Origin of the sequence: Paenarthrobacter sp. NPDC057355 (assembly GCF_042667405.1) — a bacterium.
Classification (GTDB): Bacteria; Actinomycetota; Actinomycetes; order Actinomycetales; family Micrococcaceae; genus Arthrobacter.
This window is the reverse complement of sequence record NZ_JBHVAL010000019.1, coordinates 28,894-45,288: the sequence shown is the minus strand read 5'-3', so window position 1 is coordinate 45,288 and position 16,395 is coordinate 28,894. Positions and strand designations below refer to the sequence as shown.

The following is a 16,395-nucleotide window of genomic DNA, read 5'->3' as shown; positions in this document are numbered from 1 at the left end:
CAACTCCCCGTCGATGCTGCCTGGGACTGCTAACCGCGTTCAAGGAACGCCTCCTTCTCGGGGTTCAAATATTGGTCAATCGCAGCGGAAAGTGCCGGTTGGTCCTGCAATGCAGGATCCTGGCCTACCAAGGCCTGGGCATCGGCCCGTGCGCGGGCAATGATGTCCTCGTGCTCGAGGACCCGGAGCAACTTCAATGTGGAGCGCCCACCGGACTGCGAGGCGCCAAGGATGTCACCTTCACGGCGAAGCTTCAGGTCCTCCTGCGACAACTCGAAACCGTCGGTGGTGGAGGCAACGGCTTCCAGCCGGCGGCGGCTCGGATGGCCAGGCTCCAAGGTGGTCACCAGAAGGCACGTGCCGGGAAGGCCGCCACGACCCACCCGGCCCCGCAGCTGGTGGAGCTGTGAAATGCCAAAGCGGTCGGCATCCAGGATCACCATCAAGGTGGCATTGTGGACGTCCACGCCCACCTCGATGACCGTTGTGGAAACCAGCACCTTGGTCTGGTTGGAGGCAAACGACGCCATGGTTTCCGACTTCACCTGCGGGTCCTGCCGGCCATGAAGCGGTGCCACCGGCACGCCGCTCAGTGACGGCTCCTGCAAAAGGCCCTCGACGACGGCGGTCACCGACGCCAGCTCCCGGGCCGAGCCTTCGTCCGACAACTCAGCGTCGCTTGGTTCCGCTTCCCCCGGACTGAAGTCGCCGTCGTCGTCCGAGCCGATTTTGGGGCACACCACATAGACCTGGTGCCCGGCTTCGACTTCCTCGCGCGAACGCTTCCAGATGCGGTCCGCCCAGCCGGGATTTTCAGAAAGCCCCACCACGTGGGTGGAAATGGGTGCGCGGCCGGCTGGAAGTTCATCGAGGATGGACGTCTCAAGGTCGCCGAAAACAGTCATGGCCACGGTGCGTGGAATGGGCGTCGCAGTCATCACCAACAAGTGCGGCGGCCGTTGGGCTTTAGCACGGAGCGCGTCACGCTGCTCGACTCCGAAGCGATGCTGCTCATCCACCACGATCAGCCCCAGGTCCTGGAAACTGGTTTTGTCGCTCAGCAGGGCGTGCGTTCCAATGACGATCCCGGCGTTTCCCGAAGCCGCGTCCAGCATCGCCTGCTTCCTCGCGGCTGTGGGCATGGAGCCTGTCAGCAGGGTTACCTGCACGGCCTGTTGGGAGGGGTCGCCACCGAGCATTCCAGCGCCGCCAAACATGTTGTCACGGGCCAGGGGTCCGAGCGTGCGTCGAATCGAATCGAAATGCTGGGCGGCAAGGACCTCGGTAGGGGCAAGGAGGGCAGCCTGGCCACCGGCATCGACCACCTGGAGCATGGCGCGCAGGGCAACGATGGTCTTGCCGGATCCCACTTCCCCCTGGAGGAGCCTGTTCATGGGGGTATCCCGGCCCAGCTCTTCGGCAAGCGTCTTTCCGACGGCGGATTGGCCGGCCGTCAGGGTAAACGGCAGGTTCCGGTCGAAGCTGCTGAGCAAGCCGCCAGCCGTGGGACGCCGGGCGGTGGCTTCTTCGGCCGCCAGCTGGGCACGGCGGCGGGCCAGGGCAGTTTGAAGGACCAAAGCCTCCTGGTAGCGGAAGCGTTCCTGCGCCCGCTGCCAATCCTTCTGTGTCTCGGGCGAGTGGATCAGGCGGTACGATCCGGCAACGCTGAGCAGGCCGTCCCTGACGGCAATATGCCCGGGAATCGGGTCCTCCAACGCGTCCAGGTCCATGGTTTGCAACAGGGAAGCAACCACCTTATGGATGGACCAACTGGTGAGCTTCGCTGTAGCCGGGTACACAGGTATCGGCATCGCCGCGAGCTTGGCCGGGTCCATGGAGTCCTCGGCCTCCGGATCCTCGTCCAGCAAAAGGAAGTCCGGGTTCGTCAGGCCCAGAGACCCACCGTAGCGGGTGACCTTACCCGAAAACATGGCCCGCCGACCGGCCAGGAGTTCCGCCTTCGCCCGGAAACCATTGAAGAAGCTGACCTTCAGCGTCCCGGGAACACCGGCCCCACCGGCCTCATCGGTCACGACGATATCGGTGATGGAGCCACGCCGCGCGCGCATCTGCCGGGTGCTGTTGGACACAACCCGGGCTATGAGCGTGACCTCCTCATCCAATGGCAGCTTGCTGATGGGAGTCAGTTCTCCGCGGCTCAGGTATCGCCTTGGAAAGTAGTTCAACAGGGCACCGCAGGTTTTGAGTCCGAGGTGTTTCTCGATGACCGCCGCTGACCTCTTGCCGATCCTGCGCTCCAGCGGCAGCTCCAGCTCAGTACTCATGCCGTGGCAGGTCCGGCTCATCATGTCGCGGCAGGGCCAATTGGCTGACGGCGATGTCGGAGGGTTCACCCAGCGAACGGATCAGTTCGACGGCAGGAGCGGGGTCGGGGACGTGGACATGGACACGCCACCGGTAGCTTGCTTCCGTTATGGATTCTTCGTCGTCATCGTCGTTGGGCTGGGCCCCGCCAACTTGGCTCATGATGACCGAATCCCCCATCTCATCCAGCCGTTGGCGCAGGATGGCGGCGTTGAGCGGGGAAAGGCTGATGGTGCACATGACCTCCACGCCGTCATCGGCAGGCATGTGCTCATGAATGTGCGGATCCTGCAGCTTATAGCCATGGAGGTCGTCCAGGAGCTCATCCTGCAGTTCCTCGCCCAGTACAGCCGACCGGAGGCAATCCAGCACCAGCAGCATGCCCACGCCGCCGGCGTCGACCACGTGCGCCTCCTGCAGCTGGACCAGCTCATCCTCGGTGCGAAGAACGGCCTGGTAGGCCGCATCCACCACGGCATCCAGTGACAGTCCGAGCGCATGGTTGCTGTCATCGCCGTCTTGTTCAGCGTCTACCCGCTGTGCAGCATGAGCAGCGGCTTCCAGGACGGACAGCATGGTTCCAGCCACAGGTTCGCTCAGTGCTGACCAGGCACGGATTTGGGCCCTGTTCAGAGCCGTGGCCAGAAGCGGTGCACTGAGCCTGGTCTTGCCTGCCAAAGGCTCGGCTGCGGCGCACAGGAAGACCGCAAACAGGGTTCCCGAATTGCCCCGCGCCTGCTCCATAGCAACTTGGCCGGCCTTCGAAAGCACGGCGCCGACATCATGGGCGGTTTCGGCGGTGTCGGAAGCCGTTGCCTCCAAAGCGGAGGCCGCAGCACGTACTGTGAGGTACAGGTTGGTTCCCGTGTCTCCGTCGGCGACGGGAAAGATGTTGATCGCATTGAGGCGGTCACTGTGGTTTCCGAGGACCACTTCCGCCTTGCCGAGCCAACGTTTCATGGCGTGCGCATTCGCGGCGATCTTAGTCTGCAAAGTGATCCCATCCAACGGTGTCAGCAGCATGCCCGGCGATCCGGACGCCGCTGCCTGTCGGCTCGACAACGGCTTGAACTGAGCCTATCGCAGTGAAGCCCTGCGGCAGCTGAATTCCTGCTGGGAACGTAGCCAGCAAGCCATGGTCCTCTCCCCCGCCCAGGACCCAGGGCATCGCATCCCGGCCCAGCAATGAGGCTGCCGGTTCCAGCTTGGCGGCATACTTTTTCAGCACAAGGGGATCGAAATCGAGCACGGCGCCGCTGGCAGTGGCGAGACGGCCGCCGTCGCGCAGTAATCCGTCGGAGATATCCAACATGGAGGTTGCGCCGGCCTGGGCAGCAAGCGGGCCCGCCGCCAACGGCGGCAACGGCCTGCATTGGCGCTCCACGAAGGTCTTCAGCTCTTCGTTGAGGCTTTCAAAAGGAACATCGCTTTCAAGCAACGCCCAGCCAGCGGCCGCCAGCCCCAACGTCCCGGCAACAGCTACGACGTCGCCCGCCCTGGCACCGGAGCGCAGCACAGGCGCCATTCCGGCAAGCGTCCCGACGACGGCGACGGTCACCGCCAACTCACGGCCGCGCCCAAGGTCACCCCCGGCAACCGAGCAATCCGGGGCACCCAACCCCACGATGGCCGCGGTCAGCCCATCCGCGAAAGCCTCCACCCACTCAACCGGCGTGGACGGCGGCATGGTCAGGCTCACCACAAGCGAAGCAGCGCTGCCGCCCATGGCATTGATGTCACTGAGATTCTGCGCCGCAGCCTTCCACCCAACGTCATACCCGGTGGTCCTGTAACCGTTGTTCCACTGAAGCCTGAAATCCTGGTCCTGCGTTTGGGTGTCGATGGAAATCAGGGTGCGGCCATCCGGAGCAGCTATGAGGGCAGCATCATCGCCGGGTCCCAGCAGAACGCCGGCGCTGCTGTTCAGGCGGGGAAAGATCCGGGCAAGAAGCTCGGACTCCGAAAGGTCTTGGACGGTCAGTTGTTCTGCAGGCACGGCTCTACGCTATCGCGAACCCCTGACAGCATAACGACGCAGCGATCGGGCGCCGGCCGCACGGCAATGTGACCGGGGCTACCCGCGCCGGTTCGGCCGCTGCATGCGGGATAGGCTGGAGGGATGCATCGAAAGACCCTCCGCAAGACTGCTGTGGCCGTTTCCCTGGCCTCCGCATCCGTCCTCGCTTTGTCGGCCTGCTCACCTGCTGTTGACGTGACCGCCGCCGCGGACGCCGCCAACCCCGCCTGCGCCCCCATGATGGTGGCGTTGCCCGACAAGATCGGCGATGCTGCGCTCCGCAAGACCAACAGCCAGGCCACGGCTGCCTGGGGGGATCCCTCGCAGGTCATCCTCCGCTGCGGCGTGAACGTCCCCGGCCCCACCACGGACCGCTGCGTCAGCGTCAATGACATCGACTGGGTCATCAAGGAAGGCGATCCTGTCTACACGCTGACCACTTTCGGCCGTGTACCGGCCACGGAGATCCTGATCGATCCGGTCAAGTTGGAATCGGCGAACATCAGTTCCGCAACCGTCCTGACCGAGCTCGCGGCCGCCGTGGGAAAAATCAAGGCGACCGGCAAGTGCGTCGGCCAGGAAGACCTGCAGAACCTGCCCTCCAGCAAATAGGCGCGATCTAGCGCAGGCCCGTTTTCCGAGTCAGTGCCAAGTGGATGAGTTCGTCGATGAGCTCTGCGTAGCCCAGTCCGGAGGCAGCCCACATCTGCGGGTACATGCTCTTGGGAGTGAAGCCGGGCATGGTGTTGATCTCATTGATGATCAGCTCGCCCGCAGGAGTGTAGAAGAAGTCCACACGGCTGAGGCCTTCGGCACCCACGGCGTCGAAGGCGACCGCGGCCAACTCCCTGACCCTTGCGATTGCTTCATCCGGCATGTCGGCCGGGCAGCTGAGGGCAGCCGCGCCGTCCTCGACATACTTTGCAGCGAAGTCGTAGAACTGGTGTTCCCCGGCAGCGACGGCGATCTCACCCGGCATGGAGGTGCGAGGCACATCGGTCCCGCGTCCCTGCAGGACGGCGCATTCGATCTCACGTCCAATGATCCCGGCCTCGATGACCAGCTTCAGGTCGTGGCGGCGCGCCTCTTCGACGGCGGCATCCAGGCCTTCCAGCGAATCAACCTTGGAAATACCCATGGAGGAACCCGCACGTGCCGGCTTGACGAACACCGGGAATCCGAGCTTGTCCACGCGTTTGCGGACAGCTTCGGGGTCGGTCATCCATTCGCGGTCCGTCACGGCTATGTAGGGACCTACCTTCAGTCCGGCGGCCTCGAAGACCACCTTCATGAAGTGCTTATCCATTCCCACTGCGGAGGCCAGCACACCGGCGCCGACATAACGCGTGTCGGACAATTCAAGGAGGCCCTGGATGGTGCCGTCCTCGCCCCATGGACCGTGCAGCAGGGGAAACACCACGTCCACGCTGCCCAATTCCTGCGGAACGGCATTGGGCTCTGTGACGATCAACTGGTGTTCGCCGCCGATCTCGGCCAGCGTGACGGTTTTGCCCGACGCCGCAACCTCGGGAAGGGACGTCGAACTCAAGGACCACTGGCTGGTGTCGCCCGATGCCAAAACCCATTGACCGGACTTGGCGATGCCGATCGGGATGACCTCGTACTTGTTCGTGTCGATGGCGCCCATGACACCAGCGGCCGTAACGCAACTGACAGCGTGCTCGCTCGAGCGGCCGCCGAAAAGGATCGCCACGCGGGGTTTGGCCTTCACGGCTGCGGGTTCTTCAATCACCATCAGTAGTCGCCTTCGGACTTCAGTGCCCGGGCCAGCAGTCGCGGCCCCAGGTCATCAACGGACATTCTGCCCTCAAGCACGGCCACTACCGCCGCGGTGATGGGCATTTCAACGTTCAACTTCCCCGCCAGTTCATGCACCGCAGGGCCGGACTTGATGCCTTCGGCAGTTTGCGTCATCTCTTCCGCCACCTGCTCCAGGCTCAGCCCTTCACCGAGCAGCCGTCCGGCGGTGTGATTCCTCGAGAGCGCCGACGAGCAAGTGGCTACAAGGTCGCCCAGCCCGGCAAGTCCAGCCATCGTGTGGGCATCGCCACCCATGGCCAGAGCCAGCCGCGACGTCTCGGCGAGGCCGCGGGTAATGACCGAGGCCTTGGTGTTATCGCCCATTTGGCGGCCTTCACAGATCCCCACCGCCAAAGCGATGACGTTCTTGACGATGCCGCCGATTTCCACACCGACAACGTCAGTGCTGGTGTAAGGCCGGAAGTAGGGCGCAGTGCAGCACAGGGCAATCGCAGCGGCTGTGTCGGCGTCGCTGCAGGCCACAACGGAGGCTGTTGGCTGCTCGCGGGCAATCTCCATGGCCAGGTTGGGTCCGGACACCACAGCGACACGCGACTCCGGAAGACCAAGCTCCTGGGCAATCACTTCGCTCATGCGGGCATCCGTGCCCAGTTCCAGGCCCTTCATGAGGGAGACCACAACGGCGTCGGCGGCCAACAACGCTTTCCAGTCACCGAGTTGGGGCCTCAACGACTGCGCCGGTACAGCGAGGACCACCAAGGTGGCATCCTTGAGCACTTCTTCCACGTCAGTGGAAGCGGTGATGGACGCAGGCAACTCAATGTCCTTCAAGTACTGCTCATTGCGGTGGGCTGAGTTGATCTGCTCCACTACCTCTGCGCGGCGTCCCCAGATGCGGATGCGGCGCTCGATACCGGCGGCTTCGGCTGCGTCGGCAAGGATTTTCGCAAACGTGGTGCCCCAGGACCCTGCACCCAGCACGGCAACTGTGGTGGGAACGAAGCCCGCGCTCCCGATCACGGTCACTTTCCAGCCTCCGGGTCCTCGGCTTCGGTTGGCGCACCTTCAATGAGCCGGCCATGCTTGCTCTGCTTGTGGAGCGCGGGGTCCCATCGCTCAGCAGGCGCTGCTTCGCCGCGGAGCGTTTCCAGGAGCGAGGTGATGGCGTCCATGATGACGTCGGTGGCTTCGGTGAGGGTGCCGCGGTCCAGCGGCCGGTCAACGAAGGAACTCAAATCCACCGGCTTGCCCACCAGGACCCGGACAGTCTTGCGCGGGAACACATGGAAACGCTTGGCGTACCTGGGGAACACCTCCTGCGCACCCCAGTGCGCAACGGGAACCACGGGCGCTCCGGTCTGCAATGCCAGGCGGGCAGCCCCGGTGTGGCCCTTCATCGGCCACAGTTCGGGATCGCGCGTGAGCGTACCTTCCGGATAGATGATGATGGCGCCACCGGCGTCCACCACCTCCTTGGCCAGTTGCAGCGAGCGGTTCGCTCCCGCCGTCGAGCGTTCAACCGGAATCTGATTCGTGGCGCGCAACAGTCCACCCAGCACGGGCACCTTGAAGAGCCCCGACTTTGCCAGGAAGTGCGGCGGGCGCTTCTGGTTGTACACCATGTGGCCAACGACGATGGGATCAATCTCAGTGCAGTGGTTGGGCACCGCGATGAATCCACCGGCAGGAAGATTCTCCAGGCCTTCCCACTTCCTGGCCATCAACAGGTTCATTGCCGGGCGTGCAATACCCGCCAGCAACATGAACACGGCACGGCTCGTGGCCGATTCCTTCAAAGGATCCCCCGCTACTTGATGGTGGTGATGTCGAAATCGGCGCCCAGTGCGGCCAGCTTCTCCGTGAAGCGCTCGTACCCGCGGTTGATGATATCGATCCCGGTCACCTTGGATGTTCCCGTTGCAGCCAAGGCCGCAATGAGGTGGCTGAAGCCGCCGCGAAGGTCCGGAATGTCGATGTCCGTACCCCGGAGTGGGGTGGGGCCGGAGATCACGGCTGAGTGGAGGAAGTTGCGCTGGCCGAAGCGGCACGGCACGCTGCCAAGGCACTCGCGGTGCACCTGGATGTTCGCTCCCATCCGGGCGAGGGCTTCGGTGAACCCGAAGCGGTTCTCGTAGACGGTCTCGTGGACAATTGACACACCCTCGGCCTGTGTCAATGCGACGACCAGCGGCTGCTGCCAGTCGGTCATGAAGCCAGGGTGCACGTCTGTTTCGAGGACCAGCGGAGTGAGTTTTCCGCCAGGGTGGTAGAAGCGGATTCCGTCATCGCCAATGTCCATCCCGCCGCCGACCTTTCGGTAGGTGTTCAGGAAGGTCATCATGTCGCGCTGGGAGGCGCCTTCAACGAAGATGTCGCCACGGGTCACCAAGGCAGCAGAGGCCCAGGAAGCTGACTCGTTCCGGTCCGGGAGCGCACGGTGGTTGTACCCGCGAAGGTCCTTGACGCCCTCGATACGGATGGTGCGGTCCGTCTGGACGCTGATGATGGCGCCCATCTTCTGCAGGACAGCGATCAGGTCGATGATCTCCGGCTCGGTAGCGGCACCGATGAGCTCGGTGATGCCTTCGGCGCGGGTTGCGCTGAGCAAAACCTGCTCGGTAGCTCCCACCGACGGATAAGGAAGCGAAATCTTGGCACCGTGGAGGCCGTGCGGGGCCGAAATGTGGATGCCGCCCGGACGCTTTTCCACGACGGCACCGAACTGACGAAGCACGTTCAGGTGGTAATCGATGGGCCGGTCGCCGATCTTGCAACCGCCAAGGTCAGGGATGAAGGCCTCGCCGATCGCGTGGATCAGCGGTCCGCAGAGCAGGATGGGAATGCGGGAGTCCCCTGCATGCGCATCAATGGCCGTGCTGGACGCTGTCTTGGCTTCCGTGGGATCCAGGGTGAGGTCACCCGTCACCGGATCCTTGACGACAGTCACTCCGTGCAGCTGCAGGAGGCTGGTGACAACCTCTACATCCTTGATTTCCGGCACGTTCCTCAGCACCGATGGTTCACTGCCCAGCAACGCGGCCACCATGGCCTTGGGCACAAGGTTCTTGGCACCGCGAACGGTCACTCGTCCGGTTAACGGGACGCCACCGCGGATTGTCAGAACACTACTCATCTATACCGGTTTCCTCACGACTACTCGCCCCCCAAACTGACAAAGGCTCCAGCTAAGCATAGAAGCTCACGTTACCGAACCGAAATGGACCCGCCCCGCGGCACCCGGATCCGATCTCGGCAAAACCAGCGCAAAAAAGGACCGCCGGACCCTTTCGAAGGGGTTCGGCGGTCCTCTGCCAGCGTAATTTCCACTGATCCGTCAGCTGTCAGACGGCGTCCACTTTCGCCGGGAGAGTCCGCGGCTTGAACGAGGGCCGGGTGGCTTCGTAAGCGGTGATGTCTTCTTCGTGCTGGAGGGTCAGGCCAATGTCGTCCAGGCCTTCCAGAAGGCGCCAGCGGGTGTAGTCGTCGATCTCGAACGGTGCCACGACGTTTCCGCATTCAACCGTCTTGGACACCAGGTCCACCTTGACCTCGGTACCCGGATTGTTTTCCAGGACCTTCCAGATGAGCTCGATGTCGTCCTGCGCAACCTCAGCAGCGAGCAGGCCCTGCTTGCCGGAGTTGCCGCGGAAGATGTCAGCGAACCGCGAGGACAGGACGGCCTTGAACCCGTAGTCCTTCAGCGCCCACACGGCGTGCTCACGGGAGGAGCCCGTGCCGAAGTCCGGACCGGCCACCAGGACGGAACCGGCATTGAACGGAGCCTGGTTAAGGATGAAGGACTCGTCTTTGCGCCATCCGGCGAAGAGGGCGTCCTCGAAGCCGGTGCGGGTGATGCGCTTGAGGTAGACAGCGGGGATGATCTGGTCGGTGTCGACGTTGCTCTGGCGCAGCGGGACCCCGATGCCGGTGTGGGTCGTGAATTTTTCCATGGGGGTCCTCCTAGACTGCGGTTCCGGTCAGCGTTCCGGCCGACGCCGGTTCAAGGTCCGACGGCGAGCTCAACGTTCCGCGGATGGCGGTGGCTGCGGCGACGACGGGCGAGACCAGGTGCGTGCGTCCGCCCTTGCCCTGCCGGCCTTCGAAGTTGCGGTTGGACGTCGAGGCACAACGCTCCCCCGGTGCCAACTGGTCCGGATTCATGCCCAGGCACATGGAGCAACCGGCGAAACGCCACTCGGCACCGAAGTCCTTGAACACTTTGTCCAGGCCCATGGCTTCGGCTTCCAAACGGACACGGGCCGAACCGGGAACCACCAGCATGCGCACGTTCGGGTCCTTCTCACGGCCGCGGATAATGTCCGCGGCTGCGCTCAGGTCCTCGATGCGGGAGTTGGTGCACGAACCCAGGAAGACGGTATCCACCCGGATGTCCTTCATGGGCGTTCCAGCTTCCAGGCCCATGTAGGTCAGTGCGCGCTCAGCGGCCAGCTTGGCGTTTTCGTCGCCGAAGTCTTCCGGGGACGGGACCTTTGCGGACAGGGAAACACCCTGGCCCGGATTGGTTCCCCAGGTCACGAACGGTTCCAGCGTGTCGGCATCCAGGTCCACCTCGACGTCGAACGTCGCGTCCGCATCGGTGTGAAGCGTGTTCCAGTACTCGACGGCGGCGTCCCAGTCAGCGCCCTGCGGCGCGTGCGGACGGCCCTTCATGTACTCGAAGGTGGTCTGGTCCGGAGCGACCATGCCGGCACGTGCGCCGGCCTCGATGGACATGTTGCAGATGGTCATGCGCGCATCCATGGACAGCGCGCGGATGGCCGAACCGCGGTATTCCAGGACATAGCCCTGGCCACCGCCGGTACCGATCTTGGCGATGACGGCCAGGATGATGTCTTTTGCGGTGACGCCCGGACGCAATGTTCCCTCGACGTTGATCGCCATGGTCTTGAACGGCTTCAGGGACAGAGTCTGGGTAGCCATGACGTGCTCGACCTCGGAGGTGCCGATGCCCATGGCCAGTGCACCGAAGGCGCCGTGCGTGGAGGTGTGCGAGTCGCCGCAGACCACAGTCATGCCCGGCTGGGTCAAGCCCAGCTGCGGGCCCACGACGTGCACGATGCCCTGTTCCTTGTCACCCAGCGAGTGCAGGCGCACACCGAACTCTTTGCAGTTGGCGCGCAGCGTTTCGATCTGCGTGCGGCTGGTGAGGTCGGCAATCGGCTTGTCGATATCCAGCGTGGGAGTGTTGTGGTCCTCGGTGGCGATGGTCAGGTCGACGCGGCGCAGCTTGCGGCCGGCCAGACGCAGGCCTTCGAAGGCTTGCGGCGACGTCACTTCGTGGACGAGGTGGAGGTCAATGAAGAGAAGATCGGGCTGGGCGTTGGCTCCTTCGCCTTCACCCTTGCGCACCACGTGCGCGTCCCAGACTTTCTCGGCCAGTGTCTTTCCCACGGCCTGCTCCCTTCACTGTTGGTTGTTCTACATCCACTGAAGCAGCACCGCTGCGAAATAGGCCAGCGAAACAACTTGCATCTCAGATAATGAGACGGCAATATCATTACATGGACAATTCTAGTGGAGTCGGTGTCATTGATAAAGCGGCCCAAGTGCTTGATGCCCTGGAGGCCGGACCAACGACACTTGCGCAGCTCGTAGCAGCCACCGGACTCGCCCGCCCTACAGTTCACCGCCTTGCCTTGGCGCTGGTCCACCACCGCCTGGTGAGCCGCGACATCCAAGGACGCTTCGTCCTGGGAAGCCGTCTCGTTGAGCTCGCCTCCGCCGCCGGCGAAGACCGCCTGATCGCCTCCGCTGGCCCCGTACTCATCCAGCTCCGGGACGCGACCGGAGAAAGCGCCCAGATCTTCCGCCGCCAAGGCGACTGGCGCGTCTGCGTGGCCTCGGCAGAGCGTCCCATCGGCCTCCGCGACACCATCCCGGTCGGCACCCAATTGTCCATGAAGGCCGGCTCGGCCGCCCAGGTGCTGCTGGCGTGGGAGGACCACGACCGCCTCTTGGAAGGACTGCAGAACGCCCGGTTCACGCCTACCGTACTGGCAGGAGTACGACGCCGGGGCTGGGGTCAGAGCCTCGGCGAACGCGAGCCTGGGGTCGCCTCTGTTTCAGCACCGGTGCGCGGGCCCTCCGGCCGTGTCATTGCCGCGGTGTCGATTTCGGGCCCGATCGAACGGCTCACCCGCCAGCCCGGCCGCCTGCATGCCGAAGTCGTCTGCAATGCAGCGCGGGTCCTGACTGAGGCGTTGCGGAAGAACAACGACTAGCCATGGAAAGCTACGCCGTGTTCCTGCGGGGCATCAATGTGGGCGGTATCAACATCAAGATGGCCGATCTCAAGGCCGCGCTCCAGGACTACCCGTTTTCCAAATTGAAGACCCTGCTGGCCAGCGGAAACGTCGTGCTGCAAAGCGGGCTCGGCGCCAAGGACGTCAAGGCACAATTCGAGAAGTGCCTTAGGGACTCCTTTGGCTATGACGCCTGGGTGGTAGTCCTGACAGCGGACCGCGTGGCCCAGCTGGTCGAGGCCTGCCCCTACCCGGCCGACGACAAGTCGACCCACAGCTACATCACCCTGGCCTCGGACAGTGACATGCTCGATGAGCTATTTGACGCCGGTAAGACGTTGGATGGCGTGGAACAGACACGCCTGGGCCCGGAGGCGATGGCCTGGTTGGCCCCTGCCGGCGGGACGTTGGACAGCCCGTTCAGCAAGCTGTCCGCCAAACCGCGGTACAAGGCAAGCACCACCACCCGGAACCTCCGGACCCTGGTCAAGGTCAGGGACGCGGCCGCAGCACTCTAGTCCGGCGGGCAGCTTCTAGTCCCGGCGGGCAGCTTTCAGCGCCGCGTTGAAGGCCTTCAACCGCGTGATTTCCACCTCCACGGGTTCGACGATCCGTTGCTCAGCTACCACCGCCACGGCAGCCCGCAAACGTTTCGACGCCCCCGTTGCCCTGATTCGTGCCGCCCAGCCACCCAATACGCGTCCGGCAATCGCCAGCAGCACCCCCAGCGCTACTCCCCCGGCCACCATCAGCGTGGGCCACGGCCATCCTTCGGTCCGCGGAACCTCCGGCACGGGCATCTGGAAGTAGCCCAGGGCCGCCAGGACTCCGAGCCAGCCAAGTCCGCCGACGGCCAACAGGAGCGCGATCCACTGCAGCGTGTTGAACAGCAGCCACCACAAAGGACGCTTCGCCGTTTTCAGGTCTGTTCCGGCGATGGCCTGGTCCAGCGCATCCGGCAGCTGCTCACGGCCGTCACGTGCGGTTGCACGGATTGCCGCACGCCAGGGACCGGGAGCGCCGGAAGAAGCCTCATCGGCAAAATCCCGGACGGCTGCGTCCGTCCGCGCACGCTGCGGCGCGCCCGCCGGGGGCAAGGACGTCCGGCTCAGCTCGGGTTTGGTGTCGTTTCGCCCCAGGTTCAGCCTCCGCAGGGGGTCGGGACGGAACCGCAGCAACCATCGCGTCACGGGCCACCCGGTCCTGCGCGCCGATTCCCTCCGGAAGGAACGCTGGACCGCATCCACCACCACCGGTACGTTGGCCGCCGTCGCCAATTCCGAGGCAAGGCGGGACTTGGCGCCACTGGTGATGCCCTGTGCTTCTCCGTCTCCGGACACCTCGGCCAATCCGGCGGCAGCCCTGGCAACATCGGCAGCCAGGCGCTGCGTGGTGGCGGCCCGCTGAACCACGACGTTTCTGATGGCGGCACGGACGGTTGGCACGCCGTCGCCCGTTAGGGCTGACGCACCGATGACACGGACCTTTTCCAGGCCGTCGCGCGCAAGTATCCCCTTCAAGGAGTCCATGACTGCGGCAGCATCGGGGGCGCTGAGTTTGTCCACCTGGTTCAGGACGACCAAGGTGACAGCGCCGTGGGAGGCCATCGGGCGGAGAAACTCGTTGTGCACCGCTGCATCGGCGTATTTCTGGGGGTCCATGACCCACACCAGGACATCCACCATCCCGACCATGCGCTGGACAATTTCCCGGTTTTCCAAACGTGTCGAGTCGAAATCCGGCAGATCAAGGAGCACCAGCCCGGCGTCGGCCTCGGCGAATCCCGGCACTGCCGGCAGCACGTGGCGATCCTTGACCCCCAACCAATCAAGAAGTGGACCACTGCCCTCTTCGCCCCAGATACCCGCCAAGGGCTGGGACGTCGTAGGCCTGCGCGCAGTAGCGGAGGCAAGCTCGCTTCCGGACACGGCGTTGAACAACGAGGACTTTCCGCTGCCGGTAGCACCGAAGAACCCCACCACGGTGTGCCCTGCCGACAAGGAGCGCCGCGATGCCGCCCGCTCCAGGACGTCGTAGACAGATTGGAGGTCCTGATCCGGAAGGACCCCCTCGGCCAGTTCCCGGGCATTGTTGAGGGCTTCGAGCTTTCGCTGCAGTTGGGATGATTCGCGAACCTGGCTGTGGCGGCTCATGCGGCCCCTGCCAGCCGACGGAGGGCCTTGGCACGCCTGAGCAGGTCTTCGCCGGAGCCTGTCGCGGCAGCCTCGATCCTGCTGAGGAAGCGATGCCGCTCTTCATCCAGGAGGCGCTGGCACTGTGTATGCAGATCTTGCCTGGCCTGCTGGGCCAGGCGACGGACCGCGTCCTCACCGAACACTGCTTCCAGCAGCTTCTGGCCGACCACAGCGGTCCCACCGGCGATGCCGATCTCCAGGCCGCTAAGTCCGGCCGTCATGGAGAACACCACCACCATGAGGGCAGCACCCAGTCCGTTGACGCCGAAGGACAGCCACCGGGCTTGGGTACGCTTGCCCTGGCCTTGGGTGCGGATCATCTCCATCAATCCCTCCTGCCAGGTGCGAATGGCCGCCGCTGCCTTGGCGTCAAAGCCCTCGCTGGTCCCGGACAGGTCATCGGTACCAAGGAGCTGGCGGCCCGCAGGATCCGAGCGCCAACGCCTGTCGACGTTTTCGGCCGCATTTGCGGCTTCGTCCAAAATCACGGCCTGGAGTCCTGTCTCGATAGCGGTCTCCACCTTCACTGCCGGAGCCGGTTCGCCGCGGAAGAAGGCGCCCATCCGGTCCCGCATGCGTCCGATGTTCTGTTCAAGGCTGCGGAAGAACTCCCCCGTTCCCACGAAGTCCTGCCACCGGGCAAGTACTTCGCCGCGCAACAGTGCCCCGTCCTTCGTAGCATCCAGAATGCGGGCCAGTGCGTGTTCATATTCCTCCTCGCACGAACGCCCGAGGTCACGTGCTGCGGTTTCCTGCGCACTCGCGGCTGCGGCAACGCCCTCCAGTCGATGGCTCACCGCTTTCACCGCACCGTTGAGTGTCCGACGGGCGACGTCTGCACGCCCGGACGCATCGGCAGCAAGAGCTCCCAGCCACAGCCGCAGGGGTTCCACCGATTCCGCCGGGAGCATGCCCAGCCCGTCCAGGGCGCTCTCCGGCACAACGAAGAGCTTCGCTTCGCCGAGTCCTTGCCGGTCCAGCATCGCCTGCAAATCGGTCCTGACTTCCTCCTCCGCCGCCGGCGGCACGCGGTCCAGGACCACGGCTACGGTGATGTCCCGCGAAGCCGCGTCCAGAAGCAGCCGCCACGGAACGGCGTCGGCATAGCGGTTGGCGGTGGTGACAAAGATCCAAAGGTCCGCGGCAGCCAGCAACTGCCCCGCCAGCCGGCGGTTGTCGTCGGAGATGGAGTCCACATCCGGGGCGTCCAGGAGCGCTATGCCTTGGGGCACCGTGTCGTGCGCGGCCAGCACCAACGACGTGATCGCCTGCGGATCGGGAGCCGCGCCTGCCTGGTTGGCCGGAACGGGAACCGACGACACCGTCCCGCGGATCCGCTGCAGGCCGGGCAGAATCCGTTGCCCTTCGAACCACTCAGCGTCCTTGGGGTGGTGCAGCAGGATCGGCTGGCGGGTTGTGGGCCTGATCGCCCCCGCCCGCGTCACGGGAAAGCCCACCAGGCCGTTGACCAACGTGGACTTCCCTGCCCCGGTTGAACCGCCGACGACGGCCAGCAGCGGCGCGTCCAGGCTGCGGTAACGGGGAATGATGTAATCGTCCAGCTGCGCCAAAGATTCCCGGATCCATTGGCGGGCTTCGTGCACCTCAGGCACTGCAAGGGGAAGGGCAGTGGCAGCGAGTTCGGCACGGGCAGCTTCCAGGGTCCCGACGGCGGCCGCCGCCCCTTGAGGGACGGCGCGCGGCTCTGGGCTTGCCCGGGAAGCTGACGGGTCTTGGTGTGCAGTCACAGCATCATCATGCCAGCCCCGGCTCCCGTAGGAGCGAGGGGCAGGCGCAAAGGGCAAAAAGAAAT

Annotated in this window: 14 protein-coding genes; 3 read left to right on the top strand and 11 right to left on the bottom strand. The window is 64.4% G+C overall.

What is annotated here, in order from left to right:
- Positions 1–29: 29 nt before the first annotated feature.
- The 3 genes from ACFUOZ_RS17795 to thiL are packed head-to-tail and all read right to left on the bottom strand — an operon-like array spanning position 30 to position 4,321.
- A complete protein-coding gene (locus tag ACFUOZ_RS17795; RefSeq protein WP_377550525.1) occupies positions 30–2,285 on the bottom strand; it encodes an ATP-dependent DNA helicase RecG in 2,256 nt (751 codons plus the stop codon).
- Positions 2,275–3,285, bottom strand: coding sequence for a DAK2 domain-containing protein (locus tag ACFUOZ_RS17790; RefSeq protein WP_377550523.1), 1,011 nt, complete (start codon positions 3,283–3,285; stop codon positions 2,275–2,277). Before ACFUOZ_RS17790 ends, ACFUOZ_RS17795 begins: the two co-directional genes overlap by 11 nt.
- Before the next feature lie 22 nt (positions 3,286–3,307).
- Positions 3,308–4,321, bottom strand: coding sequence for a thiamine-phosphate kinase (thiL, locus tag ACFUOZ_RS17785; protein ID WP_377550521.1), 1,014 nt, complete (start codon positions 4,319–4,321; stop codon positions 3,308–3,310).
- 123 nt (positions 4,322–4,444) lie between these two features.
- Between thiL and ACFUOZ_RS17780 the strand changes: the two genes are divergently transcribed.
- Positions 4,445–4,954 (top strand): DUF3515 family protein, encoded by a 510-nt coding sequence (locus ACFUOZ_RS17780; RefSeq protein ID WP_377550519.1) that lies wholly within the window; start codon positions 4,445–4,447, stop codon positions 4,952–4,954.
- Positions 4,955–4,961: 7 nt separating this feature from the next.
- On the opposite strand, the gene ACFUOZ_RS17775 is transcribed toward ACFUOZ_RS17780, so the two are convergent.
- The 6 genes from ACFUOZ_RS17775 to leuC all read right to left on the bottom strand — a co-directional run bounded on the left by ACFUOZ_RS17775 (position 4,962) and on the right by leuC (position 11,536).
- Entirely contained in the window at positions 4,962–6,098 is a 1,137-nt protein-coding gene (locus ACFUOZ_RS17775) for a D-alanine--D-alanine ligase family protein (protein WP_377550517.1), read from the bottom strand.
- Positions 6,098–7,150 carry an NAD(P)H-dependent glycerol-3-phosphate dehydrogenase gene (locus ACFUOZ_RS17770; protein WP_377550515.1) on the bottom strand — a complete coding sequence of 351 codons (1,053 nt, stop codon included), beginning with the start codon at positions 7,148–7,150 and terminating at the stop codon, positions 6,098–6,100. Before ACFUOZ_RS17770 ends, ACFUOZ_RS17775 begins: the two co-directional genes overlap by 1 nt.
- Positions 7,147–7,920 carry a lysophospholipid acyltransferase family protein gene (locus ACFUOZ_RS17765; protein ID WP_377550513.1) on the bottom strand — a complete coding sequence of 258 codons (774 nt, stop codon included), beginning with the start codon at positions 7,918–7,920 and terminating at the stop codon, positions 7,147–7,149. Before ACFUOZ_RS17765 ends, ACFUOZ_RS17770 begins: the two co-directional genes overlap by 4 nt.
- Before the next feature lie 11 nt (positions 7,921–7,931).
- On the bottom strand, positions 7,932–9,257 hold the full coding sequence (murA, locus tag ACFUOZ_RS17760) for a UDP-N-acetylglucosamine 1-carboxyvinyltransferase (protein ID WP_144659958.1): 1,326 nt from the start codon (positions 9,255–9,257) through the stop codon (positions 7,932–7,934).
- Positions 9,258–9,465: 208 nt separating this feature from the next.
- Entirely contained in the window at positions 9,466–10,074 is a 609-nt protein-coding gene (gene leuD / locus ACFUOZ_RS17755) for a 3-isopropylmalate dehydratase small subunit (RefSeq protein ID WP_262275277.1), read from the bottom strand.
- 10 nt (positions 10,075–10,084) lie between these two features.
- Complete coding sequence (leuC, locus tag ACFUOZ_RS17750; RefSeq protein WP_377550510.1) at positions 10,085–11,536, bottom strand: 3-isopropylmalate dehydratase large subunit; 1,452 nt, start codon at positions 11,534–11,536, stop codon at positions 10,085–10,087.
- A 110-nt stretch (positions 11,537–11,646) separates the two neighbouring features.
- Between leuC and ACFUOZ_RS17745 the strand changes: the two genes are divergently transcribed.
- The gene (locus ACFUOZ_RS17745) at positions 11,647–12,366 is read left to right on the top strand and encodes an IclR family transcriptional regulator (protein ID WP_014922101.1); all 720 of its coding nucleotides are present in this window, start codon (positions 11,647–11,649) and stop codon (positions 12,364–12,366) included.
- Between the two features lie 2 nt (positions 12,367–12,368).
- On the top strand, positions 12,369–12,905 hold the full coding sequence (locus ACFUOZ_RS17740) for a DUF1697 domain-containing protein (RefSeq protein WP_377550508.1): 537 nt from the start codon (positions 12,369–12,371) through the stop codon (positions 12,903–12,905).
- A gap of 15 nt (positions 12,906–12,920) precedes the next feature.
- Here ACFUOZ_RS17740 and ACFUOZ_RS17735 read toward each other — a convergent pair whose 3' ends face one another.
- Together ACFUOZ_RS17735 and ACFUOZ_RS17730 are read right to left on the bottom strand one after the other, a co-directional pair.
- Positions 12,921–14,540 (bottom strand): GTPase, encoded by a 1,620-nt coding sequence (locus ACFUOZ_RS17735; protein ID WP_377550506.1) that lies wholly within the window; start codon positions 14,538–14,540, stop codon positions 12,921–12,923.
- On the bottom strand, positions 14,537–16,330 hold the full coding sequence (locus tag ACFUOZ_RS17730) for a dynamin family protein (protein ID WP_377550504.1): 1,794 nt from the start codon (positions 16,328–16,330) through the stop codon (positions 14,537–14,539). The genes ACFUOZ_RS17735 and ACFUOZ_RS17730 overlap by 4 nt, the downstream gene beginning before the upstream one ends.
- Positions 16,331–16,395: the final 65 nt, after the last annotated feature.

Excerpts from the sequence above, each read along its gene's own strand:
- ACFUOZ_RS17780 (WP_377550519.1), top strand. The coding sequence starts at position 4,445 with ATGCATCGAAAGACCCTCCGCAAGACTGCTGTGGCCGTTTCCCTGGCC.
- ACFUOZ_RS17745 (WP_014922101.1), top strand. The coding sequence starts at position 11,647 with ATGGACAATTCTAGTGGAGTCGGTGTCATTGATAAAGCGGCCCAAGTG.
- ACFUOZ_RS17775 (WP_377550517.1), bottom strand. The coding sequence starts at position 6,098 with ATGGTGATTGAAGAACCCGCAGCCGTGAAGGCCAAACCCCGCGTGGCG.
- ACFUOZ_RS17735 (WP_377550506.1), bottom strand. The coding sequence starts at position 14,540 with ATGAGCCGCCACAGCCAGGTTCGCGAATCATCCCAACTGCAGCGAAAG.
- leuD (WP_262275277.1), bottom strand. The coding sequence starts at position 10,074 with ATGGAAAAATTCACGACCCACACCGGCATCGGGGTCCCGCTGCGCCAG.
- ACFUOZ_RS17790 (WP_377550523.1), bottom strand. The coding sequence starts at position 3,285 with ATGAAACGTTGGCTCGGCAAGGCGGAAGTGGTCCTCGGAAACCACAGT.
- ACFUOZ_RS17740 (WP_377550508.1), top strand. The coding sequence starts at position 12,369 with ATGGAAAGCTACGCCGTGTTCCTGCGGGGCATCAATGTGGGCGGTATC.
- murA (WP_144659958.1), bottom strand. The coding sequence starts at position 9,257 with ATGAGTAGTGTTCTGACAATCCGCGGTGGCGTCCCGTTAACCGGACGA.
- ACFUOZ_RS17795 (WP_377550525.1), bottom strand. The coding sequence starts at position 2,285 with ATGAGTACTGAGCTGGAGCTGCCGCTGGAGCGCAGGATCGGCAAGAGG.